This is a genomic window from Streptomyces sp. NPDC104313 (assembly GCF_055583985.1).
In genome coordinates, this window is record NZ_JBVJMW010000001.1 from 514,865 (window position 1) to 538,187 (window position 23,323).

Sequence of the window (23,323 nt, forward strand, 5' to 3'; positions counted from 1 at the left end):
CGTCGTATCGCCGCGGCCCGCGCCACCGCACGGGGCGATGGACGACGAACCTTCATCCGCCCCTCCCGCGACGCACCGGCCAGGGTAGGCGGGACCGTCGCGCGGCAGACGTCCAGATGCCCCGGTACACGCACCCGAGGAGGCTCCCCCCGATGCGGACGCCCCCTCATCGCCTCCGGCATTACCTCAGGCGTCATCGACCGCGTCCGCCCGCCCCGGCAGAATCGAACCCATCGACGGGAAGCCCTGACAGGCCCCGCCCCCGCAGCGAGGAGAGCCCCATGTCCGTCACGTCCCCCACTCCCGCGGCGAGCCCGGCCGGCACAGCACCTTCCTCAGCCGACGCGACCCGGGCCGCGGTCCAGGAGTTCCTGGCCGCCCGGCTGGCCGGAGACACCGCGCGGCTCACGGCGCTCTTCGCCGACGAGGTCGACTGGCTGCTCGCCGAGAACCCGACCGTGCCGTGGATCCGCCCCCGGTCCACGGCAGCCGAATGCGCGGCGCAGTTCACGGAGTTGATGGAGCACACCGTGCCCGAGGACTCACGCGCCTCCGTCGACGTCTTCCTCGTCGACGGCACCGACGCCGTCCTGACGGGGCACCTGTCGGGGACCGTGCGGGCGACGGGCAGATCCTTCGAGGGACCGTTCGCGCTGCGCCTCACCGTCGAGAGCGGCCGGATCACCCGGCACCACCTCTACGAGAACAGCCTGTCGATCGCGGAGGCGGTGGGTGACCGCGCGCGTTGACGGGCACATACGATGGTTCACCGTTCGACGTGCGTGAGGTGGGAGAGCCGTGGATCTGGCAGAGTCCCTCGACGGCGCCGTGGCCGCCCTGAAAGCTCCACTGAAGCAGGGTGACCGTGAGCAGGGCTGGACTGATGACCTGCGGCGGGAGATCCAGGAAGAGATCTCGGTCAACCGCTCGGCCCTACGGCGTCATGGGCCCAGGACCGTCAGGTATCTACGTCCCCGCCTCGATGAGTGGCTGGTGCGCGAGGCCGTACAGCAGGGACACCTCCGCGATGCGGTCATGGAAGTGCAGAGGCTCATCACCGAGGCAGGCGATGCCGCCGGCGCACGATGACGATCTTGAGAGCCGTTCGTCGCGGCCATGTCACCGCGAGGGGGAAGAAGTGGATGAAGTTCCCCCTGAAGGCCAACCCGCTTGAGCCACGCCGCGGCATGATCCTTGCCCCCGCTGAACTCGTCCCGCGTGAGGGCCCGCCCCTGATCCCATTTGTGGGCCACCCCGGGGGACAGCCTTGGAGTCGTACTCCTGGCCCTCGTGGACCAGCACGTAGGACCGCGCCTCCCCGAAGCCGTACTTCGTCAGAAAGGCTTTACGCCCCAACTCGTCGTGTTCCGCCAGGACCTTGAGTACGGACTCTCGCGTGATCGCTCCTCTTCGCATACGAGGATCGTAGGGCCGGGCAATGACAACAGCCTCGGCGTTCCCCAGACGCACCGTAGCGACGCACGAACTCTTCGCCCCGTGCTCGACCTGGGGGTTCTGGCCTCATCCTCGTCAGGTCGATCACTGGGAGTCGGTGACGTCGGTCAAGCGGCTCTGCGCCTGGAATGGTTGTCCGTTGAGGTTCGGCGTTGACCGCCGCCGTTCGCCCCTGTTGGTGTCAGGTGCTGGTGTCAGACATCAACCGGCAGCTTGACAGTTCTCATAGCCAGCAGTAGCACCTCGGCGAGCCCTTGCACCGCGTTTCTGCGGTGTTCACCCCGGTTTCCAGCTCGGATCGGGCACGTGAGGGGGACGGACTTGTCCAGAGGCGGTACCGGGCGCCCGTTCTGATGATGCTTTGATCAGCACATGCTCCCTACCGATGACTCGACTGGCGACAGACCGAGGCGGACGAGTCTCGCCGTCGCTCTCGGCGGGGCCTCCGTTGCCCTCTGGTTCTGCTGTCCATTCTGGATGCTTGTCTGGCTAGTGGCCTTGCCTCTGGGGCTGACAGGCCTAGTCCGGGGTGCCATCGAATACCGCGCTGCTTCGCGTCAAGACACCAGCCATGCTCAGCCTCTGATCGGACTAGCGCTCTCGACCGTAGGGACAGTAGCTGCGGTGACTTACATGATCTTTGTGTTCACGCATCCGGACCTGTCAGTTCAGGGCTAGTAATCCAGTCGTGCTTCTTCATTTGTCCTGGTCACAGGGTGTTTCTGGAGCCTAGCGGGCTGACGCTCCATCAGGTGGGCGGAGGTTCGCGACTCACCCGATCGGCGTTGAACCAGTCATGGAGATGGAGAGTGATGTCGAAGTAGGGCTGTGGGAAGCCGAGTTGCAGGCGTTGCTGCTGCGAGTGGGCGAGCGGTTCGGCAGGGTCGAGCCGCGGCGTCGGATGCGGGACCACGTGCGCGGTCTGCTGGGCCCCGTCGGCCGCAAGAACAGCTGGCAAATAGCCGAGCACGCGGGCCACAACACCCCGTACGGGTTGCAGCGGCTGCTGTCATGGTGCCAGTGGGATCCGGACGAGATCCGCGACGATCTGCAGGACTACGTGGCCGAGCGGCTCGGGCGGCCGGACGGTGTGCTGATCGTCGACGACATCGGGTTCCTGGAAAAGGGCACCATTTCCGCCGGGGTGCAACGGCAGTATTCCGGCACCGCCGGCCGCACCGAGAATTGCCAGAACCGACCTGTTGAGCTTCGTCGTGCCCCCACTACTTCGGCGGTGGGGCCTTTCGGCTGTGCTCAGGGGCCTGGCCTGTGAGAATCGTCCAGTTCAGAGCAGCGGTCCTTATACCTGACGCCTGATGGGCCGTCGACTACTGAACTTGATTGGGTGATGTCGGGCCGTTCGCCTGACATCACCCAATCAAGTTCAGTAGCTCCTGCGCGAAAAGCTCCCATCGCTTCGACGGTGGGGGCTTCCGTCATGCCTGGTCAGCCGAGGGAGTCGATGGCCTTCACGATCAGGGCGCGCGCCGCTCCGCCGTACACGGCCATTCCGCGCAGTTCCTCGAAGGCCCTGACGTACATCTCGACCTCGGACGGCTGCGTGATGTTGACCTGGGCGGACAGGAGCTCGACGGAGACGAAGTTGTCGTCGTACACGTGGAAGATTTCCTGCGGCCACATGCTCTGCTCACGTGACACCGACGACGGGATTATGCCCAGCGACACGGACGGGAGCGCACCAACAGCAAGCAGGTAGCCGAGCTGGGCGGCCATCGCGTCCGCATCGCCGATCCTGTACCCGAGGACGGTTTCCTCGACGAGGAAGACGAACCGACGACCCGGTTCGCGGATGATGCGAGACCGTTCGACCCGCGCAGCTCCCGCCTCGGCACCGTCGTTGATGGGGATGCCGCGGAACCGGCCGATCGAGGACAGCAGCGCTGCGGCATACCCCTCGGCCTGCAGCAGGCCAGGGACCAGCGTTGGTGAGTACATGCGGAACAGCTGGGTGGATCGGTAGAAGTCCACCCAGCTGTCCTGGAGTTGCTTGAGCCCGGCCCGCACTTGGTGCCGCCACTCCTGGTACATGGACTCCGCGTTGAGGGACTGAGTCATCAGGTCTGATGCCTGCTCCGCGGTGCCGCACGCCGCCGTCCAGCGGGTGATGTCCAAGGCGGATGGGGCGGTACGCGCGTTCTCGATGCGGGACGTCTTGGCGTGATGCCAGCCGCATTCAGCGGCCAACTGCACCACGGTGAGGCCAGCCCCTTTTCGGATGTCACGCAGACGGCACGCGACATTCTCGCGCGCGGCCTGAGCGGACGACGAGGGGGAGATAGGCATGGGCGGCAAGCGTTCCTGTCAGGTGATCTTGTAGTTCTGGTGGGGTGTGGCGCGTTCCCACACGGCTCGGAACGCGTCGGCGCACAGCCTGGCTACGGCCGGGTCGCCGGTGATCTCCTCGCCGAGTGACGAGCCGTCTCCCGAGAAGTGATTCCAGTGAACCCACTGGTCATCGAACAACCAGAAGTCGTTGCCTGGTAGCGCGATGTCGGAGGCTCGGCGGCGGGGCAGCCACCGCACCTCCTCGCCGGCCGCGACGTTCGTGAAGGTCCCGTCGTAAAGGAACCGGGTGTACTCGCTGACCGGCTCGGAGACGATGCGAGCCCGCTTGACGGACGCGCCGCGCTGGGTGGTGTCCTGGATCAGGTCGAGCCACGGCCGCCACCATGACCCGCTGTCTGCCGGGTCGTGGCGGAAGCCGCCCCGCCACTGAGCGAACGGGCCCTCTTCGTAGTCGACGGCGTAGCTGTCTCGCATCTCCAGGTGCACCGCAGTGGTGCACCTGGAGATCAGTTCATCGAAGGTCGGCACGCTCGACGGCATCGCAAGCCTCCCTGATCATGCCGACCATACGGGCAGGGATACGGATGACTGCCTCGTTGTCGGGGATGCCGACCGCGTGACCGGGCACGGTGAACGCCGCGCACTCGGCTTCGAGGCCCTGTCCCGGCTTCCAGCCCTGCAAGACCAGCTCCTTGTTGTCGGTATCGACCCACACGGTGGGGCTCTGCTTGTCCCCCGTCTCGGGGTCGATCCCGATGAACTGTAGCGACATGCTGACCTCCGGTATCGGGGTGTGCAGTTCTGTGCATCAGCGTCGACGCCTGCCTTAGCCCTGGTCAAGAGCATGCTTCGGCCTACCACTCGTCAGGGCGGCGGAGTGCGCACAGTTCTGCACATAGGTGGTGCGCGTGCACGGGCCGTCCCTACGGTCTGGCATATGTCACCGACTGCGACGAGGGGCTTACCCGTGATGACGATCAAGGTGTACGAGGTGAACCGCGACGGGCTCACCCGGATCGTGCGCGAAGAAGCGGAGGTCGTTCCGCTCGCCCGGCCGGAGGCCTCGCACCAGTTCCCCGCCTGCAAGTGCCCGCAGTGTCAGGAGACGGGGCAGTGAGGCCAGTAACCGAACACGCCAAGCCAGACCAGGCATACCGCACGCTCCTCGGTCACACCACGCAGTGCGCCGCCTGCCGAGCAGCCAGAGGCCCCTGCCCGACCGCCGCCCGGCTGACACGGGTCTGGCGAATGGACCGCCGATGAGCACCCCCCAGAAGCCGCAGCCCGAGCCGGACCCGGAGCTGGACGACCTGATCTGGCTTCAGGAGACCCGCGAGGACCGGCTCGCCGAGGCGCGGCGCGAGAACTGAGACTCCCGCCCCAGCCGCTCATTCCCTGGCAGGACAGCGGCCGAGGCGGGTCACCATCCACCCATGAGGACGGAGGCACCACCATGCGTACCACCGACACCCGCCCGAGCGCACCCCCTGGGCGGCGCCCATGACCACCACCCTGTCGCCGGCCGCGGTCACCACGTGCGAGGCCTGCTGGAAGGAGCCGGTCGCGGGCGTGCGCGTCACCGCTTCCGGTACGGATCTCCTCTGCCGGCCGTGCGCAGTCGGTGGCTACCCGCGGCGCGTCGACCTGTTCCCGCCGTTCGGGATCTACGGGCTGACGGCTCGCAGGATCGAGGCGGGCCGGCATGGGAGCGGGTCTCCGCAGACGCCTCCGGATCAGGGGCCACCGCTGCCGAACCCCCCGCCGACTCCGTCGCCGCCGGGTACCCCGCCGGCGTAACGGATGAGTGGGTTGCGGCCTCGCCCAGCCGCAGCCCCGTCGCCCACATCGGAGACCCTGAGCAGCTACGTCCGTCGGGATGTGGCACTGAAGCGGCGCGGAGGTGTTCGCATGTCCGCCTCTTTGCGCCGTTAGGCGTCATGACTCAGCCAAGACGCCCCGCCCCGCACCCTGATGGGTGCGGGGCGGTCCACGCTGGACAGCAGAAGGCCCCCGCCGATCAGGGCTGGGGGGCCAAAAACAGGCTCTCACCTGCTACTTACCCTCGGTGGGCGCGGGCAGTTTCGAACTGCCGACATCTGCTTTGTAAGAGCAGCGCTCTACCCCTGAGCTACGCACCCGTGGATGAGGCAACAGCGTACATGGGCCGGGGCCCCCGCTCATAAACCGTTGGCTGTTCGGGGCGGAGGCCGGGCCGCATCCCCGGGGCAGGGACCAGCGCCGACGCCCGGGTCCGGGGCTGAGTCCGGGGCGGGTCCACAGCCCGTCCGGGGGATAACCCCACCACAAAGACGGTAGCCGGCCGGATCCCGTCGGGGGATGTCGGCGCATACGGTTCGAGTGCACCGGCAGCGACGTCCGGTGGCACCGTCCGGCAGCACGCACTGGGGGACCCGATCACCGTGGACATCGTTACGAGCGCAGCGACCCGCACGCTCCGCAGGGCACCCGGGCGGGCCCTCGCTCTGGGGGGTGGGGTCACGTTGCTGGCGCTGGCTCTCACCGGGTGCGGGAGTGCGGACGTCGACGGCGCTCCCGTCGAGCGCAAGTCGTTCGCCCTGGAGGGGAAGACGCTGACCATCGACGCCGAGAACGGCACCGTGGACCTGGTGTCGGCCGACGTGGAACAGGTCGAGGTGGAGCGGCAGGTCGACGGGTGGGTGGTGCTGGGCAGTGGGCCCGACCCGGTCTGGTCCATGGAGGGCGACACCCTCACGCTCCGGGTGAAGTGTGAGGCGCTGATCAACAACTGCGAGGCCCGGCACCGGGTGAAGGTGCCGCGCGGGGTCGGCGTGACGGCCTCGACGGACAACGGGACGATCAGCGCCACCGGCTTCGACCGCGCGCTGGACCTCTCGTCCGACAACGGGGAGATCAATGTCCGGGACGCGAGCGGCGCGCTGAAGTTGAAGAGCGACAACGGGGAGGTGCGGGCGGACCGGATATCCGCCTCCTCCGTGGTCGCCCGCGCCGACAACGGGGAGATCCGGCTGGGCTTCAGCTCCGTGCCCGACCTCGTGGACACCGTGAGCGACAACGGGAGTACCACCATCGACCTGCCGCCGGGCGGGCAGACGTACGCGGTGAACGCCTCCGCCGACAACGGGGACGTCTCGATCGGGGTGCCGCGCGGCGAGGACAGCGCCCATGTGGTGAAGGCGCGCAGCGACAACGGCCAAGTCACTGTTCGAAGCGCGAACTGACCGACCCGTGTGTTCGTCCTTACCTGGTGGGAGAATGTACCGGGCAGGGCGAATCGGCACGGGAGTGGGATGTGACGGCGACACACGCGCGGCCGGAGGCAGGAGCGGGTGGAGGTTCCGCCGCCCGGAGCGGTCAGGGCCTGCCGGGGCAGCACGCCCCCGGGAGGTCACGGAGGCCGGGCGAACGGGGTGGTTCCGGCGGTCGGGATGTCCTGGCGCTGATGCTCCTGCCCGTGCCCCTCCTGCTCGCCGCACTCCCCGCCTCCTTCGCCGGTGGCGGTACGCGCCGGTGGTTCGGCGGGCGCGGGGAGAATGAGCGGGCTGAGGCGCAGGCCGCGAAGGACGCCGCCGCCGAGGCGTTCTACGAGCTGGACAGCGCCCAGCGTGATCTCAGGATCTCCATCGAGACCATCAACGCCGTGGACAGCTCCTCGCGCGGCCGCAAGGCGTCCGAGGACTTCGCCGCGCTCGGGCGGCGCATCGACGAGGTCAGTCACACGTACATCACCGCCGTCGACAGCCACGACCTGGACCGGGACGATCTGGAGCCCGCCGTCGCCTCCCGGGCCCGTACCGAGCTGACCCGGGCCAAGGGCGACCTCGTGCGGGTCAAGGGCGAGCTGGACCGCTTCGCCCAGGGGCTCGGGCCCCTGCTGGGCAGCGCGGAGACGCAGCTCGCCCGGCTCGCCCCAGCCGTCGAGCGGGCCCGGCAGGCGCTCCTGGGGGCGAGCAACGCCCTCGACGGGGCCCGGGCCGCGGGACTGCGGGCCGATGAGCTGGCCGCCCGGCTCGCCGCGCTCGCCCCGGAGCTGACCAAACTGAACCAGGGCGCGGGAGCGCATGGCGTCGCGGAGACGCTCCAGCGGGCCGACGCGGTGCTGCGCGATGCCGAGGCCGTGCGCACCGAGGCGGAGCGGCTGCCCGAGCGGGCCGCCGAGATCGACCGCAGGCTCGTCTCGCTGCGGACCCGCGCCCAGGCGCTGACGACACGGGCGGGCTCGGTGGAACCGGTGCTCAGCGAGTTGCGGCGGCGTTTCTCGGCCGCCTGCTGGCAGGACCTCCAGCCCGTTCCGGAGCAGGCAGCCGTCAACGTCCGGCAGGCCGAGGAGAAGCTCGCGGAGGCGGCGAAGGCGCGCGACGAGCAGCGCTGGGCGGACGCCACGTCCCGGCTGAGCACGGTCCGCGCCCTGCTCAACGCCACGGACGAGGCGGTCTCCGCCGCCGGGGACCGGTTGCGGCAGTTGAACGCCGTGGCGAAGGACCCGCAGCAGGAGATCGAGCGGACCCGGTTCGCGGTGCGGGACGCCCAGCGTCTCGCCATGTCCGGCCGGCATACGCCCGACCCCCGGCACGCCCGGCCCCTGGACGACTCCGTGGCCCGGCTGGAGCGCGCGATCGCCGGTCTCGAGGGGCGCCACCCCGACTACTGGCACTTCCTGACCGAGACCGAGGCCGTGCGGGGGACCGCCGCCCGGGTCGTCTCCGACATCCGTGAGGAACGCGGCACCGGCTCCTGAGGAGACCGCTGGGGGGACGTAGCCCCCCGGCCGCGATGGCTCTAGCCTGAGCCCATGCCTCGCTATGAATTCCGCTGCCGCACCTGCGGAGACACGTTCGAAGTCAGCCGTCCCATGGCCCGGTCCTCGGACCCCGCCTCCTGCCCCGCAGGCCACGACGACACCGTCAAGCTGCTGTCCGCCGTGGCCGTGGGCGGTGCCGCCGGGTCCGCTCCCGCGCCGTCCGGCGGCGGTGGGGGCGGGGGCTGCTGCGGGGGAGGGTGCTGCGGCTGAACCCGGCCATGGTGCCACCGCGAGGCTGATCCCGGCCGGTGGTCCCACCGGGAGACCGACTCCGATGGCAGGGCCGTCGCGGGGCCGTCGCCGGGCCGTCGCGAGAGGCTCGCTACTTCTTGCGGGACAGCGTCAGGCCGTCCGAGACCGTCAGCAGGACGCTGTCCATCCGGTGGTCGGCGCTCACGTGGTCGTTGAACTCCTTGATCGCCGCCGTCGGACCGGTCGCCCCCGGGTCCGTGACCCCACCGTGGAAGAGCACGTTGTCCGTGGCGATGACCCCGCCCTGCCGCATCCGGGGCACCAGCTCCTCCCAGTACGCGAGGTAACCGCCCTTGTCCGCGTCCAGGTAGGCGAGGTCGATGTGCGGCTCGGCGGGCATCGCGCGCAGGGTGTCAAGGGCCGGGGCGATGCGCAGGTCGATCCGGTCCGCGACGCCCGCCTTCGCCCAGGCCTCCCGGCCGTACGCCGTCCACTCCTCCGAGATGTCGCAGGCGATCAGCGTGCCGCCGGCGGGCAGCGCCTGGGCCATCGCCAGTGCGCTGAAGCCGGTGAAGGTGCCGACCTCCACCACATGCCGGGCGCCGACCAGCCGGACGAGGAAGGCGAGCAGTGGGGCCTGTTCCTCGGCCGACTGCATGCCCGCGTGGTCGGGGAACCGCGCGTACGTGGTGTCCACCAGTTCCCGCTGGACCGGGTCCAGCGGCGGGTTGTGGGCCAGCATGTACGCGTACAGCTCGTCCGTGATCGTGGTGTCGTTGCCCTTGGCCATCCGGTGCGCTTCCCTCGGTGTCGTGGAGTGGAGCAGTGGGAGTGAGGTGGGGCGGCGGCCCCTCCGCCGCTCCCAGCCTCGCGCACCCCGCGCCCTCACGCAGCGCAAGCCGCCAGGAACCGGCGCAGGATCTCCTCCCCCGCCGCCCAGCCCCGCTCCTGAAGGGCCACCACGTGCGGGGCCCGCCAGCCCTCGTCGGCCAGTTCGCCGTGGCCGGGGCGCCAGCCGAGGTCGGCGGCGAGCAGCAGGTCCGCGTCGAGCAGGGAGTCCCCGGCGGCGAGCGTGCGCGTGGCACCGGTGCGGCGGGCGACCTCGTGCATCGCGGCGCTCTTGGTGAGCGGCGCCGGGACCACGTAGATCTTGCGGCCCTGGAGGGAGACCGTCCAGCCGCGCGGCCCGGCCCAGGCGGCCAGTTCCTTCACCCATTCCCCGGGCAGCAGGGAGCGTTCGACGACGAGGTAGACGAAGAGGTCCTCGGCGACCCGTTCCTTCAGGAGCCAGGCCGGGTCGGCGGTGGTGGCGAGGTGGGCGCGGATCTCGGTGAGCGGGGCGCACTCCTCGGCGATGCGTGCCTCCACCCTCCGCTGCCAGTCACGGTCGCAGACGCCGTCCACGAGGATGTGCCCGCCGTTGGCGCAGATCGCGTACCGGGCGGCGGGGCCGGGCAGGTGGATGCGCCCGTACTGCTCGCGGGTGCGGGTGGTCGTCGGGACGAAGACGGTGGAGGTCGCCACCTCGGTGAGGAGGGCGGCGGCCGTCTCGGTCAGGTACGAGAGGGGCTTGTGGTCGTACACCTCCACGCACAGCAGCCGGGGGGCCTCCGCGTCGGGCATCGACAGGTCGAGCGAGGCCGCCGAGTAGATCAGCGTGCGGTCGAGGTCGCTCGCGACCAGGGTGGCCGGTGACGTCGCGCTCATGCGCCCTGCACCGCCTTGCCGTCCGCGCCCGTCGCGCCGCGCGTGAACCGGGGGTGGATCAGTCCGACACAGCTGTACGGGAGGTCGTCGACCTCCTCGACCGGGACGCCGCGCTGTTCGGCCAGCAGCCGGATGTGCTCCAGGTCCGCGCCCGCGCCGCGCTTGGCGAGGATCTTCCAGGGGACCCGGCGGAGCAGCACCCGGGTGGTCTCGCCGACACCCGGCTTGACCAGGTTGACGTCGTGGATGCCGTACTCCTCGCTGATCCGCTCGACGGCGGCCCAGCCCTCCCAGGTCGGGGCGCGGTCGGCGGCGAGGAGCTCCTTGGCCGCTGCCTCGACGTGGTCCGCCACCTCGTCGAACCGGGCGGCGATCGTGTCGAGGAAGAGGCCCGAGACGTCCGCGTCCGCCAGTTCCCGGTAGAACTTTCCGCCGTGGAAGTCGTCGGGGCCGACCAGGTCGGCGCGGAGCACCGTGCGGGAGATGAGCCCGGATACCGTGGAGTTGAGGCAGGCCGAGGGGATGAGGAAGTCCTCGCGGGTGCCGTACGTCCGCACGCAGCCGCCCGGGTCGGCGAGTACCGAGATCTCCGGGTCGAAGCCGGCGGGTCCGCCCGAGTTCTCGAACTCGGTGATGGCCGCGGCCAGTTCGCGGGTGATCGCGCCCTTCCCCGTCCAGCCGTCGACGAACACCACGTCGGCCGGGTCGTGATGGGCGGCCAGCCAGCGCAGGGCGGTGGCGTCGATGCCGCGGCCCCGGACGATGGAGATGGCGTAGTGCGGCAGGTCCAGTCCGTGCCGGTGCTGGGCCCAGCGGCGCATCAGCACACCGACCGGGGTTCCGGCGCGGGCGAGTGAGACGAGCACGGGGCGGGGGCCGCGTTCGGCGAGGACCGTCTCGGTGACGGTGCCGACCGCGTGTGCGATGCGTGCGGCGGAGGTCTCCAGGGCCGCGGTGAACAGGGCCTGGTATGCGGCGCTCGGCTGGTACTCGACGGGCAGCGACTCCGCGTAGTGCGCGCCGCCGCTCTGGATCGCCTCCTCGCGCTCCTCGGTGGGCGCTTCCAGTTCGGTGTCCGAGAGGTCCTGGAGCAGCCAGCCGACGTCCCCGGGCGCGTAGCTGGAGAAGTCGGGGCCTCGGAGGGGCTCGGGCAGCACGGCGGGCTCCTGCCGGTGGGAAGCGGGTGCGGGGGTGCACGAGACGGGTGCGGGGGTGTACGAGGGGACGACCGCGAGGAGTATCTGGCCGGTGTGCTCGGCGAGCCGGGCCAGCAGCCCGTCGGGGGCGTGGAGTTCGGGGGTGTCGGCGGTGGAGTCGACGACGGCGACCACCGCGTCGAAGCCGGCGCCCGCCACGTTGTAGGCGTACCGGTCGCCGGGGCCGTCCGCCGGGTCGTCGTGGGCCGGGAAGACGAGACGGGTGCGTATCGCGTAGCCGGGGTCGTCGACGGCCAGGACGGGTGAGCGGGTGGTGGTGGAGTAGCGGACCTCGGTGCCGGTTCCCAGCGTGGCTTCGAGGGCGGTGCCCAGGCGCAGCGGGGCGTACATCAGCTCCTCGAAGCCGAGGACGAGAATCCGGCGGGGGTGGGGGCGGGTGCCGGCCGCGTTGCCCAGCGCGCTGGCGATCCGGTCCGCCATGCCCGGGAGCGCCGCTTCCAGCGCCGCCCGGTGGGCGGGGGTGAAGCCGTGCCGGCCGCCGTCGGGCACGGCTGCCGGCCAGCCGAGGTCGACCCGGGTGACGGGGGCGGGGTCCGTGCCTTCGGCGGCCCCCGCGGGCCCCTCCGGCTGCCCGGCCCGCGCTGCCCGGTCCGCCTGTTCCGCCTCCTGGGCCGCGACCAGGGCCTGGCCGCGTTCCAGGACGCCGTACGGCAGGACGACTGTTCCGGTGCCGCGCGTCACCAGGTCGACGCGGGCGCCGATCTCGGCGGCGAAGGCGGTCAGCCGGTCGCGGTCGCCTGCCGATCGCACATCGACCAGGGCGACGATGACGTACCGCTCGCGCGGGTGCAGTGCGTGCAGCGCGCGGATGGTGTTCAGGACCGTGTTGCCGGTGGAGAACTCGTCGTCGACCAGCACCAGCACGGAGGCGTCGTCCCCGGTCCCGCCGCCCGCCAGCAGGTCGGGGTCCTCCGGCAGCAGCAGGTGCGAGGTGGCGTGCGAGTGGGACTCCTCGAAGCCGCCCGCCTGCTCGACGCCCGCCACCGGTCGCCGGGTGGAGTGCAGGTACGGGGCGTCCCGCAGGCCGTCCGCGACGGCGTGCCCGAGGCCGGTGGCCGTCTCCGCGTACCCGAGGACCACCGCGCGGCGGGCCCCCTTCGCGCCGAGCAGCGCCCGTACCCGCTCACCCAGCTCGAACCCGGCCCCGTGGACGACGGAGGGCCGCTGGGGCACATGCTTGCCCAGCACGTTGGACACCAGCAGATGCGCCCGTCTGGGGTTGCGGCGCAGGGCCAGGCCCAGCAGTTCCCGGAGTTCTCCGTCGCCTTCGAGGGCGACTCCCAGTCGCTCCGCCACCCAGTTGCCCGACCACACCACGTCCACGGTCTCTTCTCTCGTCGCGCGCTCGCTCATCGAGACGCGCTCAGTTCGTCAGACCTGCGGCCAGCAGGTCCACGAAGCCGACGTCTTCCCTCGCCACCCCGAAGACCTCGGCCCGCTGGAGTGTGCGCTCGGCCCAGGCCCGGTGGGGCTTCACTTCGTTCATCTTGTTCGTGTAGGCCGAGCGCAGCACCCCGCCGCCCCCGCGCTCCGGGCTGAGGATGTCCTGGGCGTCGGTGTACTCCTCGTGGCTGACCACGGACAGGGCGTGGACCGGCGCCACGTGTGACGGGTGGATACAGGTCTTGCCGAGCAGGCCGTTGGCACGGTCGAGCTCGATCTCCCGGAGCAGTCCGTCGAGGTCGTGCTCGATGAGGGCCGTACGCAGTTCCTCGGCCCGGCCCTCCAGGAAGGGGCTGCTGCGCAGCTGGGGCTTGAACATGCGCTCCTGGCGGCGGAAGTACTCCCAGACCGGGCCGGTGATCGTGAAGCCGGTGCCGTCGGCCCGGCCGAGCACGTTGACCACGTCGGCGATCACGGAGGCGACGATATGGACGTCGTACGCCGTCATGTCGGGCGCGCGGCGCAGTCCGTAGGCCGAGCAGAAGTCGGTGACGCCGAGCCGCAGGGCGAGCACCCGGTCCCGGTGCTTCTCCACGCTGCGGGCGATGCCCTGGAGTATTTCGGCGCGCGTCTCCAGATGGAGCAGCTCGGGGGATTCGAGGACCGGCATGGCGAAGAGCCGTCGTCCGCACTCCGACTCGGCTTCGGCGAGCGCCTCCAGGAACCGTCTGCCGCGCTCTTCGGTGAATTTGGGAAGTACGAAACCGGACAACATCCGGACCGAGTCGCCGAGGCGCCGCACCAGGTCGGTGATCTGAGCCGGTTCCCGTACCCGGATGAAGAGCAGTGGTACATCGACGCCCGCCGTGCCCGTGGCCCCGTGCGGGTTCCGCGCGGCGGTCCCCGCTGCCCCGTCTTGGGCCCCCGGTCCGGTGTCCTGGGTTCCCGATACCGCGTCCCGGGCGGCCAGCTCGGCAAACTGCCTGATCAGATTGGATTCGGCGTCGGCGACCTCGGCGTCGTCGATGGAATCCTCCAGGCACAGCACCATGGAGACGACGCCGCGCGCGGCCTGCTTGAGCACATCGTCGGCGAGCGACGGCCGGGTGGCCGGGGAGTAGAGCGTGGCTCCCAGGGCGACGGAGAGCATCCGTGCCGGGGAGTCCGCGGTGAAGGTGCAGGGCTCCCTGAAGAACAGACCCTCGCGGGCAGTGGGCGATATGTGCCCGAAGTGACGCATGTTTTCCCCCTAACTGCCTGACCGGCCGAACAATGCATGGCCGGTAATAGTACGTACGGACGGGTGTCGACAGTTCCCCATGTATATGAATTTCCGGTTACCCACTCCTTGTCCGACCCCCTGTCGCGGTATCGTCACGCCCTGCCCGCACCGCCGCCGGGCACGGCCGCGGTGCCCCCGCATTGTCCGCACGGGCCCCCAGCAGGCAGGATGACGTTCATGACGCACACGATGCTGAAGGGCTCGAACGTCCCCGTCGATGCCGCGGCCGTACGGGCCGTGCTGCGCTGGACCCCGGGCGCCGGGGTTCCCGACGTGGACGCCTCCGCCCTGCTCCTCGGTGCGTCCGGCCGGGTGCGGTCCGACGAGGACTTCGTCTTCTACAACCAGCCCCGGCACCCCTCCGGCCTGGTCCGGCGGCTGCCGAAGCGCAGCGTCCCGGAAGGGCTGACGGACACGGTCGAGGCGGACCTCGGGGCGCTCGACGCGTCGGTGGACCAGGTGGTCATCGCGGCGTCCTCCGACGGGGGCGCCTTCGAGCGGATCCTGGAGCTGCGGATACTCCTGTTCGACGCCGCGTTCGCCGAGGGCGAGCCGCTGGCGGTGTTCGATGTCCGGCCGGAGACCGGGGAAGAGACGGCGATCATCTGCGGCGAGCTCTACCGCCGCGGCGACGGGTGGAAGTTCCGCGCGGTCGGCCAGGGGTATCCCACCGGCCTGATCGGCCTGGCCACCGCCTTCGGTATCTCGGTGGACGAGTCGGAGGCCGTGAACGGGGCGCAGGCGGGCAACGGGCCGTGGGACCCGGCCGCTCCGGCGGGCGCGGGGCCCCTCCCGGCCGCCGCGCCCCCGCTGCCGGCCGTGCCGCCCGGGCCCGGGCCGGACTCCCACGCCACGGTCCAGCACCAGCAGCCCTCCTACGGCTATCCGCCGCCGGTCGCGCACCCCGCTGCCGCCGCCGTGGCCCACCAGCCGGCGTACGGCTACCCGCAGCCCGCCGCCGAGCCGCCCACGTACGGCTATCCGCAGCCCGCGGCAGCCGCCGCGCACGCGCCCGACCCCCATTTCGTGCTGCCTCCACAAGGTCCGCAGTTCGTCCGTTCCTGAGCCGCCCCGATCCGAGTCCCGCGTCCGTCCTGATTCCCGTGTTCGCCCTCGGGCCCGCACGGCTGCCCGGGCTCAGGTCCGGGACTTGTAGCCGCGCCCCCATTGCATGCCATAGCCGTACAGCCGGTCCAGCTCCGACTGGAAGCCGTACACGAACTTCACCTCGCGGCGCACGATCAGCTCGTCCTTGATGTTCTCCACGGTGAACACCGCGCAGGAGCGGGCCTGTGGTGCGCGCTCGTCCAGCTCGATCTCGATGCGCGGGCCGTTGCCCGGGTAGAGCGTGATCTTGGCGTGCGTGCGGTCGAACGCGGGCGTCCGGTCGTAGATGTAGACGAAGAACAGCAGCCGTTTGATCTGGTCGCGCTGGTCGAGGTTGACGTAGACCGTCTCCCCCGAGGGCGCGCCGAACCGGTCGTCGCCGCTGAGCCGGACGTAGGGCGGGCCGTTGAGGTCGCCGATCAGACTGCCCAGCGGCTGCACGACCCCCTTGGTGCCGTCCATCAGCTCGTACATGCAGCCGAGGTCCAGGTCGACGTTGACGACGCCCTGGGTGTGCGCCTGGACCACCTCGGGCTTGAAGAGCTGGAGGGGGCGCCGCAGCATGCCGCTCTGGCGCGACCGGCCCTCGATGTCCGAGGTCCGCATCCGCCAGGACAGGTTGACCCGGAGGTTGCCCGACAGGGCGCCCTGTTTGTTGAGCGAGATCGTGGCGTTCCGTTTGGACAGCACGATCGCGCTCGACGTCGAGTTGCCCGAGTCGAACTGCGCCGCGCGCCCCGGCCACAGGCCGTCGAAGAATCCCATACCAACCCCCACCTGTTCGCGCGCCCCGGACATCACTGCGGGGCGGCCACCGGGCCGGGTCCGGGAGTTCCCGGAGAGCCGTCGCCATGTGGGCCGCCCCGCAGAGAGCGTTCCTCAATCCTTACCGGGTCACACCCCGGAGGACACCTCGGACTTGTTTCCCGAGCCGCCGCCCCCACCGGATTCCGCGGCGAGCGCGCGGTTGCGCCTGACCGAGGACCAGAAGGAGAGGGCGATCAGGATCACACCGACCGAGCCGGTGATGAACTCGTTGATCTGGTGCTGGATGGTGATCAGCAGAATGATGGAGAGCGCGCCGATCGCGTAGTGCGCTCCGTGCTCCAGGTAGACGTAGTCGTCGAGCGTGCCCTCGCGCACCAGGTAGACGGTGAGCGAACGGACGTACATGGCGCCGATGCCGAGGCCGAGGGCCATCAGCACGATCTCGTTGGTGATGGCGAAGGCGCCGATGACGCCGTCGAAGGAGAACGAGGCGTCCAGGACTTCCAGGTAGAGGAAGAGGAAGAACGCGGCCTTTCCGGCGAGGGCGACCCCGGTGACGGGCTTGCCCTTCTTCTTGGCCTCTTCCTCGGCCTCGTGCTCGCGCTCCTCCTCCTCTTCGAGCTTGCCCTCGAAGAATCCGGAGAGCCCGCCGACGACGAGGTAGGTGATCAGACCGGCGATGCCGGAGAGCATGACCGTGGCCGACTTGTCGGCGTGCCCGCCACCGTGCTGGTGGGCCTGGGTCGCGAAGGTCATGGCGGTGATGAGCAGGATGATGAGCGCGACGCAGACCGACAGCATGTCGACCTTGCCGAGCTTGGCGAGTGGACGCTCGATCCAGCGCAGCCAGTGGATGTCGCGGTCCTCGTCGAAGATGAAGTCGAGGAAGATCATCAACAGGAACATGCCACCGAAGGCGGCGATCGACGGATGGGCGTCCGTGACCAGTTCCTTGTACCTGTCCGGGTCGTTGAAGGACAGGTCGATGGCCTCGATCGGGCCGAGCTGGGCGCTCACGGCCACGATCACGACGGGGAACACCAGTCGCATACCGAAGACGGCGATGAGGATGCCGATGGTGAGGAAGATCTTCTGCCAGAAGGCATTCATCTTCTTCAGGATTCCGGCGTTGATCACCGCGTTGTCGAAGGACAGCGAGATCTCCAGGACGGACAGGATCGCGACGATACCGAATGCCTGCCACCCCCCGTAGAAAATCGCTGCGACCAGGCCGAGCGCGGTGACCGCGAACGACCAGCCGAAGGTTCTCAGGACCACTGGCTACCTCATCGTGTTGGTAAAGGGGCTCCCCGGTGCGTCGGGGCTCCCCCACGCCGAGCGCGGCGTCAGGAAAGGCTGACGCCGAAGTCTAGAGCGATGCCGCGCAGGCCAGACGCGTACCCCTGGCCGACTGCACGGAATTTCCACTCGCCGCTGTACCGATAGAGTTCGCCGAAGATCATCGCGGTCTCCGTCGACGCGTCCTCGCTGAGGTCGTAGCGGGCCAGTTCCTGGCCGTCGGCCTGATTGACCACCCGGATGAAGGCATTGCCGACCTGGCCGAACGCCTGGCCCCGGTTGTCCGCGTCATGGATCGAGACCGGAAAGATGATCTTGTCGCAGTGGGCGGGAACCTGGTCGAGACGGACGATGACGGACTCGTCGTCGCCGTCGCCCTCACCCGTGGTGTTGTCACCGGTGTGCTCGACGGAGCCGTCAGGGCTCTTCAGGTTGTTGTAGAAGACGAACCACTCGTCGCCGAGCACGCGGCCCGACCGACACAGCAGTGCGCTGGCGTCGAGGTCGAAATCGGCTCCGGTGGTGGAGCGTGCGTCCCAGCCGAGTCCCACCAGCACCTGGGTGAGGTTCGGTGCGGCCTTGGAGAGGGAGACATTGCCTCCCTTGGCGAGCGTGACGCCCATGTGTGTCCTCCCCGAGTCGTGTAAAACGCTGCCGGGCGCTTTCGACGCCCGCGGCCGGGCATCGAAAACGCCCGGTCAGGGGGTGTCCGGCCCATCGGGCCGGGCACCCCGGGGCCCAGGTGACGTCAGACGTTGACGCCGAAGTCCTGGGCGATGCCGCGCAGGCCGGAGGCGTACCCCTGGCCGATGGCGCGGAACTTCCACTCCGCGCCGTTGCGGTAGAGCTCGCCGAAGACCATCGCGGTCTCCGTAGACGCGTCCTCGCTCAGGTCGTAGCGGGCCAGCTCGGTGTTGTCGGCCTGGTTGACCACGCGGATGTACGCGTTGCGGACCTGCCCGAAGCTCTGCTGGCGGCTCTCGGCCTCGTAGATCGAGACCGGGAAGACGATCTTGTCGACGTCGGCCGGCACACCGGCCAGGTTCACCTTGATGACCTCGTCGTCGCCCTCGCCCTCACCCGTGGTGTTGTCACCGGTGTGCTCGACGGAGCCGTCGGGGCTCTTCAGGTTGTTGAAGAAGACGAAATTGCCGTCGGCGGCGACCTTGCCCTCGGCGTTCGCCAGCAGTGCGCTGGCGTCGAGGTCGAAGTCACCGCCGGTGGTGGTGCGGGCGTCCCAGCCCAGACCGACGATGACCGCGGTCAGGTTGGGCGCGGCCTTGGTCAGCGAGACGTTGCCGCCCTTGCTGAGGCTGACTCCCACGAGTCCTCCAGTAGTTTTCTCAGGGGCCGGCGGACACCGGCGTCCCCGTCGTTCATTGGCATCGGATCAACGAGTGGATCCTAGTGACCGGTTCCCGGCCAAAACAGGCTTTTGACCGGGCGTCGCCAGAGCGATCGTCTCAGAGCGCTTCGAGCGCCTTGACGTAGTCGTTCAGGTCGCGGGCGTCCGGGAGCCCGTTCACGACGCTCCAGCGGACGACGCCCGCCTTGTCGATGACGAAGGTGCCGCGCACCGCGCAGCCCTTGTCCTCGTCGAAGACTCCGTACGCCCGCGAGGTCTCCCCGTGCGGCCAGAAGTCGGACAGCAGCGGGTACTCCAGGCCCTCCTGCTCGGCGAAGACGCGCAGGGTGTGGATGGAGTCGTTGGAGACGGCGAGGAGCTGGGTGCCCTCGTTCTCGAAGCGGGGGAGCTCGTCGCGGAGCGCGCACAGCTCGCCGGTGCAGACGCCGGTGAAGGCGAACGGGTAGAACACCAGTACTACGTTCTTCTCGCCGCGGAACTCCGACAGCCGCACGGTCCGGCCGTGGTTGTCCTTGAGCTGAAAGTCCGGGGCCTGGCTGCCGACCTCGATCGTCATGGAACACGTATCCCTTCGCCGCTTCTCCGCATCCCGGGCCGGGTCCGTCCGGGTGACACCCACCCTACGCAGGGGTCCCGGGCCGGTCCCGGAGGGGCCGTGGACGCCCGAAGGCCCCCACGGGCGCGGTGTGCGCCCGTGGGGGCCCCGGAGTGGTGCGAAACGTGGTTCAGCGCTTGGCCTTGGCCCCCTTGGGGGTGACCAGACGGCTGCCCGTCCAGTCCTTGCCCGCGCTGATGCTCTTGGTCTGGGCGAGACCGGCTGTCTGGGCAGCCTCATTGATGTCGCTCGGTTCGACGTATCCGTCACGGCCGGTCTTCGGCGTCATCAGCCAGACCGTACCGCCGTCCTCGATCAGACCAATGGCATCCACCAGCGCGTCCGTAAGGTCGCCGTCCTCGTCGCGGAACCAGAGCAGGACGACGTCAGCGACGTCGTCGTACTCCTCGTCGACGAGTTCCTGGCCGGTAGTGGCCTCAATGCCCTCACGGAGCTCCAGCTCGACGTCTTCGTCGTAGCCGATCTCCTGGACCACTTGTCCGGGCTCGAACCCCAGGCGTGCTGCCGGGTTGGTCCGCTCCTCCGCGTGGTCCGCGGTCGCGCTCACGGGTTGCCTCCTGATCATGTCTTCGGAAAATGCTGCAGCCACGCGCGTGCGCGGGGCGTTGGCCGTAGTCCACACGGGCTCGGCGAATCGCGCAAGTACCCAGCGTGCGAGACCGCCTATACGGTGACGTTCCCTGCCACGTCACCGCAAGTCCAGGCATCTCTCTCCGGCGGCTTCCCAGGGCCTCCCCCGGGTCACTCCATCCGTTTACGTCCTTCCTCAGCTTATGCGGTTTCGATCCGCCAATCGGAGTCGAACAGCCTTTGGGAACACTTGGACGCCTTGGGCGTAAGGTTGCGGTTTGCCCGCACCCAGCCTCGCACTGCCCATACTCGTGCCCCGCGGACGCGTTGCGGAACCTGGGGGTTACCCCACGGTAGAGATGACGTTCGGGCCCTCGCGGTAGCACGATGGAGGCGGCGCACCCAGAGTTGTCCCCGGGGGCGTGTTCCCCGTAGCAGGCCCCGTAGGGCACCACCGAACAGCGAAGGAACAGTGTGGCTTCCGGATCCGATCGCAACCCGATCATCATTGGCGGCCTTCCGAGCCAGGTCCCGGATTTTGATCCCGAGGAGACCCGGGAATGGCTCGACTCACTCGACGCCGCCGTCGACGAGCGCGGCCGTGAGCGGGCCCGCTACCTGATGCTCCGGCTCATCGAGCGCGCGCGTGAGAAGCGCGTCGCCGTGCCGGAGATGCGCAGCACGGACTACGTGAACACGATCGCCACGAAGGACGAGCCGTTCTTCCCCGGCGACGAGGAGATCGAACGCAAGGTCCTCAACGCGACCCGCTGGAACGCCGCGGTGATGGTCTCGCGGGCCCAGCGTCCCGGGATCGGCGTCGGCGGTCACATCGCCACGTTCGCTTCCTCCGCCTCGCTGTACGACGTGGGCTTCAACCACTTCTTCCGGGGCAAGGACCAGGGCGACGGCGGCGACCAGATCTTCTTCCAGGGACACGCGTCCCCGGGGATCTACGCCCGCGCGTTCCTGCTGGACCGGCTGAGCGAGGCGCAGCTCGACGCGTTCCGCCAGGAGAAGTCGAAGGCCCCGAACGGACTGTCCAGCTATCCGCACCCGCGGCTGATGCCGGACTTCTGGGAATTCCCGACCGTCTCGATGGGCCTCGGTCCGCTCGGCGCGATCTACCAGGCGCGGATGAACCGCTACATGGAGGCGCGCGGCATCGCCGACACCTCCAGGTCGCACGTGTGGGCCTATCTCGGCGACGGCGAGATGGACGAGCCGGAGTCCCTGGGCCAGCTGTCCATCGCGGCCCGTGAGGGCCTGGACAACCTGACCTTCGTGGTCAACTGCAACCTCCAGCGGCTCGACGGCCCGGTGCGCGGCAACGGCAAGATCATCCAGGAGCTGGAGTCGCAGTTCCGGGGCGCCGGCTGGAACGTCATCAAGCTGGTCTGGGACCGTTCCTGGGACCCGCTGCTGGCGCAGGACCGCACGGGCATCCTGGTCAACAGGCTGAACACCACGCCGGACGGCCAGTTCCAGACGTACGCCACCGAGACCGGTGAGTACATCCGCGAGCACTTCTTCGGCGACGACCCGCGGCTGCGGGACATGGTCAAGGACATGACCGACCAGCAGATCCTGCACCTGGGCCGCGGCGGCCACGACCACCGCAAGGTCTACGCGGCCTACGCGGCGGCCAAGGCGCACAAGGGCCAGCCGACGGTCATCCTGGCGCAGACGGTGAAGGGCTGGACGCTGGGGCCGAACTTCGAGGGCCGCAACGCGACCCACCAGATGAAGAAGCTCACGGTCGAGGACCTCAAGCGCTTCCGGGACAGGCTGCACATCCCGATCACGGACAAGCGGCTGGACGAGGGCTACCCGCCCTACTACCACCCGGGCCGCGACTCGGAGGAGATCCAGTACATGCACGACCGCCGCCAGAGTCTGGGCGGTTATGTCCCGACTCGTGTGGTGCGTGCGAAGCCGCTTCCGCAGCCCGAGGACAAGACGTACGCGTCTGCGAAGAAGGGCTCGGGTGCACAGTCGATCGCCACTACCATGGCGTTCGTCCGCATCCTTAAGGACCTCATGCGGGACAAGGAGATCGGCAAGCGTTTCGTGCTGATCGCCCCCGATGAGTACCGCACCTTCGGCATGGACGCGTTCTTCCCGAGTGCGAAGATCTACAACCCGCTCGGCCAGCAGTACGAGGCCGTCGACCGCGATCTGCTGCTCGCGTACAAGGAGTCCCCCACGGGTCAGATGCTGCACGACGGCATCTCCGAGGCGGGCTGTACGGCCTCCCTGATCGCGGCCGGCTCGGCGTACGCCACGCATGGCGAGCCGCTGATCCCGGTGTACGTCTTCTACTCGATGTTCGGGTTCCAGCGCACCGGCGACCAGTTCTGGCAGATGGCCGACCAGCTCGCGCGCGGCTTCGTGCTCGGCGCGACCGCCGGCCGTACGACGCTGACCGGTGAGGGCCTCCAGCACGCGGACGGCCACTCGCAGCTGCTCGCCTCGACGAACCCGGGCTGTGTCGCGTACGACCCGGCGTACGGGTTCGAGATCGCGCACATCATGAAGGACGGGCTGCGCCGGATGTACGGCGAGGCGAACGAGGACGTCTTCTACTACCTCACCGTCTACAACGAGCCGATCCAGCACCCGGCCGAGCCGGAGGACGTGGACGTCGAGGGCATCCTCAAGGGCATCCACCGCTTCAGCACCGGTGAGAAGGGCGAGATCCCGGCCCAGATCATGGCGTCCGGCGTGGCGGTCCCCTGGGCCCTGGAGGCGCAGAGGATCCTCGCGGACGAGTGGAACGTCAAGGCGGACGTCTGGTCGGCGACCTCCTGGAACGAGCTCCGCCGCGAGGCGGTGGACGTGGAGCGCTACAACCTCCTGCACCCGGAGGAGGAGCAGCGCGTCCCGTACGTGACCAGGAAGCTCGAAGCGGCCCAGGGCCCCTTCGTGGCGGTCTCGGACTGGATGCGTTCGGTTCCGGACCAGATCGCGCGCTGGGTGCCGGGCGCCTACCAGTCGCTGGGTGCGGACGGCTTCGGCTTCGCCGACACCCGGGGTGCGGCCCGCCGGTTCTTCCACATCGACGCGCAGTCGATCGTGCTGGCGGTACTCACCGAGCTGGCCAAGGAGGGCAGGATCGACCGGTCGGCCCTCAAGACGGCGGTGGACCGCTACCAGCTCCTGGACGTGGCCGCGGCCGATCCGGGCGCGGCGGGCGGCGACGCGTAGGGACGTGGTGGTCCGAGGGGCGGCGGCGCGGGAGCGCCGCCGCCCC

At 69.5% G+C, this 23,323-nt stretch carries 22 protein-coding genes, 1 tRNA gene and 3 pseudogenes; 10 read left to right on the forward strand and 16 right to left on the reverse strand.

What is annotated here, in order from left to right:
• Positions 1-281: 281 nt before the first annotated feature.
• Both ACZ60Q_RS02275 and ACZ60Q_RS02280 read left to right on the forward strand, forming a co-directional pair.
• Positions 282-749, forward strand: a complete 468-nt coding sequence (locus ACZ60Q_RS02275; protein ID WP_469627099.1) for a nuclear transport factor 2 family protein — start codon at positions 282-284, stop codon at positions 747-749.
• A gap of 49 nt (positions 750-798) precedes the next feature.
• Positions 799-1,089: a hypothetical protein gene (locus tag ACZ60Q_RS02280; RefSeq protein WP_469627102.1), complete on the forward strand. Its 291-nt coding sequence runs from the start codon at positions 799-801 to the stop codon at positions 1,087-1,089.
• A gap of 116 nt (positions 1,090-1,205) precedes the next feature.
• Here ACZ60Q_RS02280 and ACZ60Q_RS02285 read toward each other — a convergent pair.
• Positions 1,206-1,253 (reverse strand): annotated as a pseudogene (locus ACZ60Q_RS02285) (hypothetical protein); the annotation flags it as partial.
• A gap of 67 nt (positions 1,254-1,320) precedes the next feature.
• Positions 1,321-1,416 (reverse strand): annotated as a pseudogene (locus ACZ60Q_RS02290) (ScoMcrA-related endonuclease); the annotation flags it as partial.
• Positions 1,417-2,257: 841 nt separating this feature from the next.
• Here ACZ60Q_RS02290 and ACZ60Q_RS02295 point away from each other — a divergent pair.
• Positions 2,258-2,647: pseudogene (locus ACZ60Q_RS02295) on the forward strand (transposase); the annotation flags it as partial.
• Between the two features lie 254 nt (positions 2,648-2,901).
• Here the strand turns inward: ACZ60Q_RS02295 and ACZ60Q_RS02300 are convergent.
• From ACZ60Q_RS02300 to ACZ60Q_RS02310, 3 genes are read right to left on the reverse strand one after another with little or no spacing between them, the layout of a single operon-like run.
• Positions 2,902-3,759, reverse strand: coding sequence for a helix-turn-helix domain-containing protein (locus tag ACZ60Q_RS02300; RefSeq protein WP_469627105.1), 858 nt, complete (start codon positions 3,757-3,759; stop codon positions 2,902-2,904).
• Between the two features lie 18 nt (positions 3,760-3,777).
• Entirely contained in the window at positions 3,778-4,302 is a 525-nt protein-coding gene (locus tag ACZ60Q_RS02305) for a DUF6879 family protein (RefSeq protein ID WP_469627108.1), read from the reverse strand.
• Positions 4,274-4,534, reverse strand: coding sequence for a hypothetical protein (locus tag ACZ60Q_RS02310; RefSeq protein WP_469627112.1), 261 nt, complete (start codon positions 4,532-4,534; stop codon positions 4,274-4,276). Before ACZ60Q_RS02310 ends, ACZ60Q_RS02305 begins: the two co-directional genes overlap by 29 nt.
• Positions 4,535-4,732: 198 nt before the next feature.
• Between ACZ60Q_RS02310 and ACZ60Q_RS02315 the strand changes: the two genes are divergently transcribed.
• Positions 4,733-4,879, forward strand: a complete 147-nt coding sequence (locus ACZ60Q_RS02315) for a hypothetical protein (protein WP_469627115.1) — start codon at positions 4,733-4,735, stop codon at positions 4,877-4,879.
• Positions 4,880-5,262: 383 nt separating this feature from the next.
• On the forward strand, positions 5,263-5,559 hold the full coding sequence (locus tag ACZ60Q_RS02320; protein ID WP_469627118.1) for a hypothetical protein: 297 nt from the start codon (positions 5,263-5,265) through the stop codon (positions 5,557-5,559).
• A gap of 269 nt (positions 5,560-5,828) precedes the next feature.
• On the opposite strand, the gene ACZ60Q_RS02325 is transcribed toward ACZ60Q_RS02320, so the two are convergent.
• Positions 5,829-5,900: transfer RNA gene (locus ACZ60Q_RS02325), tRNA-Val, on the reverse strand.
• 282 nt (positions 5,901-6,182) lie between these two features.
• Between ACZ60Q_RS02325 and ACZ60Q_RS02330 the strand changes: the two genes are divergently transcribed.
• The 3 genes from ACZ60Q_RS02330 to ACZ60Q_RS02340 all read left to right on the forward strand — a co-directional run bounded on the left by ACZ60Q_RS02330 (position 6,183) and on the right by ACZ60Q_RS02340 (position 8,773).
• Complete coding sequence (locus tag ACZ60Q_RS02330; RefSeq protein WP_469627121.1) at positions 6,183-6,983, forward strand: DUF4097 family beta strand repeat-containing protein; 801 nt, start codon at positions 6,183-6,185, stop codon at positions 6,981-6,983.
• A gap of 71 nt (positions 6,984-7,054) precedes the next feature.
• Positions 7,055-8,500, forward strand: coding sequence for a hypothetical protein (locus ACZ60Q_RS02335; RefSeq protein ID WP_469627123.1), 1,446 nt, complete (start codon positions 7,055-7,057; stop codon positions 8,498-8,500).
• Between the two features lie 54 nt (positions 8,501-8,554).
• On the forward strand, positions 8,555-8,773 hold the full coding sequence (locus ACZ60Q_RS02340; RefSeq protein ID WP_073218577.1) for an FmdB family zinc ribbon protein: 219 nt from the start codon (positions 8,555-8,557) through the stop codon (positions 8,771-8,773).
• A gap of 112 nt (positions 8,774-8,885) precedes the next feature.
• On the opposite strand, the gene ACZ60Q_RS02345 is transcribed toward ACZ60Q_RS02340, so the two are convergent.
• From ACZ60Q_RS02345 to ACZ60Q_RS02360, 4 genes are all read right to left on the reverse strand, one after another.
• Positions 8,886-9,545: an O-methyltransferase gene (locus ACZ60Q_RS02345; RefSeq protein ID WP_469627126.1), complete on the reverse strand. Its 660-nt coding sequence runs from the start codon at positions 9,543-9,545 to the stop codon at positions 8,886-8,888.
• Positions 9,546-9,640: 95 nt separating this feature from the next.
• The gene (locus ACZ60Q_RS02350; protein ID WP_469627127.1) at positions 9,641-10,462 is read right to left on the reverse strand and encodes an HAD family hydrolase; all 822 of its coding nucleotides are present in this window, start codon (positions 10,460-10,462) and stop codon (positions 9,641-9,643) included.
• Positions 10,459-13,032 (reverse strand): phosphoribosyltransferase, encoded by a 2,574-nt coding sequence (locus ACZ60Q_RS02355; protein ID WP_469627130.1) that lies wholly within the window; start codon positions 13,030-13,032, stop codon positions 10,459-10,461. Before ACZ60Q_RS02355 ends, ACZ60Q_RS02350 begins: the two co-directional genes overlap by 4 nt.
• A 10-nt stretch (positions 13,033-13,042) precedes the next feature.
• Positions 13,043-14,302 carry an HpcH/HpaI aldolase/citrate lyase family protein gene (locus tag ACZ60Q_RS02360; protein WP_469627133.1) on the reverse strand — a complete coding sequence of 420 codons (1,260 nt, stop codon included), beginning with the start codon at positions 14,300-14,302 and terminating at the stop codon, positions 13,043-13,045.
• 219 nt (positions 14,303-14,521) lie between these two features.
• Here ACZ60Q_RS02360 and ACZ60Q_RS02365 point away from each other — a divergent pair, with 219 nt between their 5' ends.
• Positions 14,522-15,409: a TerD family protein gene (locus ACZ60Q_RS02365; RefSeq protein WP_469627137.1), complete on the forward strand. Its 888-nt coding sequence runs from the start codon at positions 14,522-14,524 to the stop codon at positions 15,407-15,409.
• 72 nt (positions 15,410-15,481) lie between these two features.
• Here the strand turns inward: ACZ60Q_RS02365 and ACZ60Q_RS02370 are convergent, their stop codons facing one another.
• The 6 genes from ACZ60Q_RS02370 to ACZ60Q_RS02395 all read right to left on the reverse strand — a co-directional run bounded on the left by ACZ60Q_RS02370 (position 15,482) and on the right by ACZ60Q_RS02395 (position 20,047).
• Positions 15,482-16,216 carry a TerD family protein gene (locus tag ACZ60Q_RS02370; protein WP_469627140.1) on the reverse strand — a complete coding sequence of 245 codons (735 nt, stop codon included), beginning with the start codon at positions 16,214-16,216 and terminating at the stop codon, positions 15,482-15,484.
• A gap of 129 nt (positions 16,217-16,345) precedes the next feature.
• Positions 16,346-17,497, reverse strand: coding sequence for a DUF475 domain-containing protein (locus ACZ60Q_RS02375; RefSeq protein WP_469627143.1), 1,152 nt, complete (start codon positions 17,495-17,497; stop codon positions 16,346-16,348).
• A 68-nt stretch (positions 17,498-17,565) separates the two neighbouring features.
• Positions 17,566-18,141 carry a TerD family protein gene (locus ACZ60Q_RS02380; RefSeq protein WP_469627146.1) on the reverse strand — a complete coding sequence of 192 codons (576 nt, stop codon included), beginning with the start codon at positions 18,139-18,141 and terminating at the stop codon, positions 17,566-17,568.
• Positions 18,142-18,266: 125 nt separating this feature from the next.
• A complete protein-coding gene (locus ACZ60Q_RS02385; protein WP_097865933.1) occupies positions 18,267-18,842 on the reverse strand; it encodes a TerD family protein in 576 nt (191 codons plus the stop codon).
• 139 nt (positions 18,843-18,981) lie between these two features.
• Entirely contained in the window at positions 18,982-19,440 is a 459-nt protein-coding gene (locus ACZ60Q_RS02390) for a peroxiredoxin (protein ID WP_003969401.1), read from the reverse strand.
• A 169-nt stretch (positions 19,441-19,609) separates the two neighbouring features.
• The gene (locus ACZ60Q_RS02395) at positions 19,610-20,047 is read right to left on the reverse strand and encodes a DUF3052 domain-containing protein (RefSeq protein WP_030585952.1); all 438 of its coding nucleotides are present in this window, start codon (positions 20,045-20,047) and stop codon (positions 19,610-19,612) included.
• A 497-nt stretch (positions 20,048-20,544) separates the two neighbouring features.
• Between ACZ60Q_RS02395 and aceE the strand changes: the two genes are divergently transcribed.
• Positions 20,545-23,277: a pyruvate dehydrogenase (acetyl-transferring), homodimeric type gene (aceE, locus tag ACZ60Q_RS02400; RefSeq protein ID WP_469627150.1), complete on the forward strand. Its 2,733-nt coding sequence runs from the start codon at positions 20,545-20,547 to the stop codon at positions 23,275-23,277.
• Positions 23,278-23,323 lie beyond the last annotated feature (46 nt).

What these genes read in the sequence shown, in the direction of transcription:
- ACZ60Q_RS02310 (WP_469627112.1), bottom strand. Translation starts at nt 4,534, where the DNA reads ATGTCGCTACAGTTCATCGGGATCGACCCCGAGACGGGGGACAAGCAG.
- ACZ60Q_RS02315 (WP_469627115.1), top strand. Translation starts at nt 4,733, where the DNA reads ATGACGATCAAGGTGTACGAGGTGAACCGCGACGGGCTCACCCGGATC.
- ACZ60Q_RS02370 (WP_469627140.1), bottom strand. Translation starts at nt 16,216, where the DNA reads ATGGGATTCTTCGACGGCCTGTGGCCGGGGCGCGCGGCGCAGTTCGAC.
- ACZ60Q_RS02360 (WP_469627133.1), bottom strand. Translation starts at nt 14,302, where the DNA reads ATGCGTCACTTCGGGCACATATCGCCCACTGCCCGCGAGGGTCTGTTC.
- ACZ60Q_RS02365 (WP_469627137.1), top strand. Translation starts at nt 14,522, where the DNA reads ATGACGCACACGATGCTGAAGGGCTCGAACGTCCCCGTCGATGCCGCG.
- ACZ60Q_RS02320 (WP_469627118.1), top strand. Translation starts at nt 5,263, where the DNA reads ATGACCACCACCCTGTCGCCGGCCGCGGTCACCACGTGCGAGGCCTGC.
- ACZ60Q_RS02390 (WP_003969401.1), bottom strand. Translation starts at nt 19,440, where the DNA reads ATGACGATCGAGGTCGGCAGCCAGGCCCCGGACTTTCAGCTCAAGGAC.
- ACZ60Q_RS02305 (WP_469627108.1), bottom strand. Translation starts at nt 4,302, where the DNA reads ATGCCGTCGAGCGTGCCGACCTTCGATGAACTGATCTCCAGGTGCACC.
- ACZ60Q_RS02380 (WP_469627146.1), bottom strand. Translation starts at nt 18,141, where the DNA reads ATGGGCGTCACGCTCGCCAAGGGAGGCAATGTCTCCCTCTCCAAGGCC.
- ACZ60Q_RS02340 (WP_073218577.1), top strand. Translation starts at nt 8,555, where the DNA reads ATGCCTCGCTATGAATTCCGCTGCCGCACCTGCGGAGACACGTTCGAA.
- ACZ60Q_RS02350 (WP_469627127.1), bottom strand. Translation starts at nt 10,462, where the DNA reads ATGAGCGCGACGTCACCGGCCACCCTGGTCGCGAGCGACCTCGACCGC.
- ACZ60Q_RS02275 (WP_469627099.1), top strand. Translation starts at nt 282, where the DNA reads ATGTCCGTCACGTCCCCCACTCCCGCGGCGAGCCCGGCCGGCACAGCA.
- ACZ60Q_RS02355 (WP_469627130.1), bottom strand. Translation starts at nt 13,032, where the DNA reads ATGAGCGAGCGCGCGACGAGAGAAGAGACCGTGGACGTGGTGTGGTCG.
- ACZ60Q_RS02300 (WP_469627105.1), bottom strand. Translation starts at nt 3,759, where the DNA reads ATGCCTATCTCCCCCTCGTCGTCCGCTCAGGCCGCGCGCGAGAATGTC.
- ACZ60Q_RS02345 (WP_469627126.1), bottom strand. Translation starts at nt 9,545, where the DNA reads ATGGCCAAGGGCAACGACACCACGATCACGGACGAGCTGTACGCGTAC.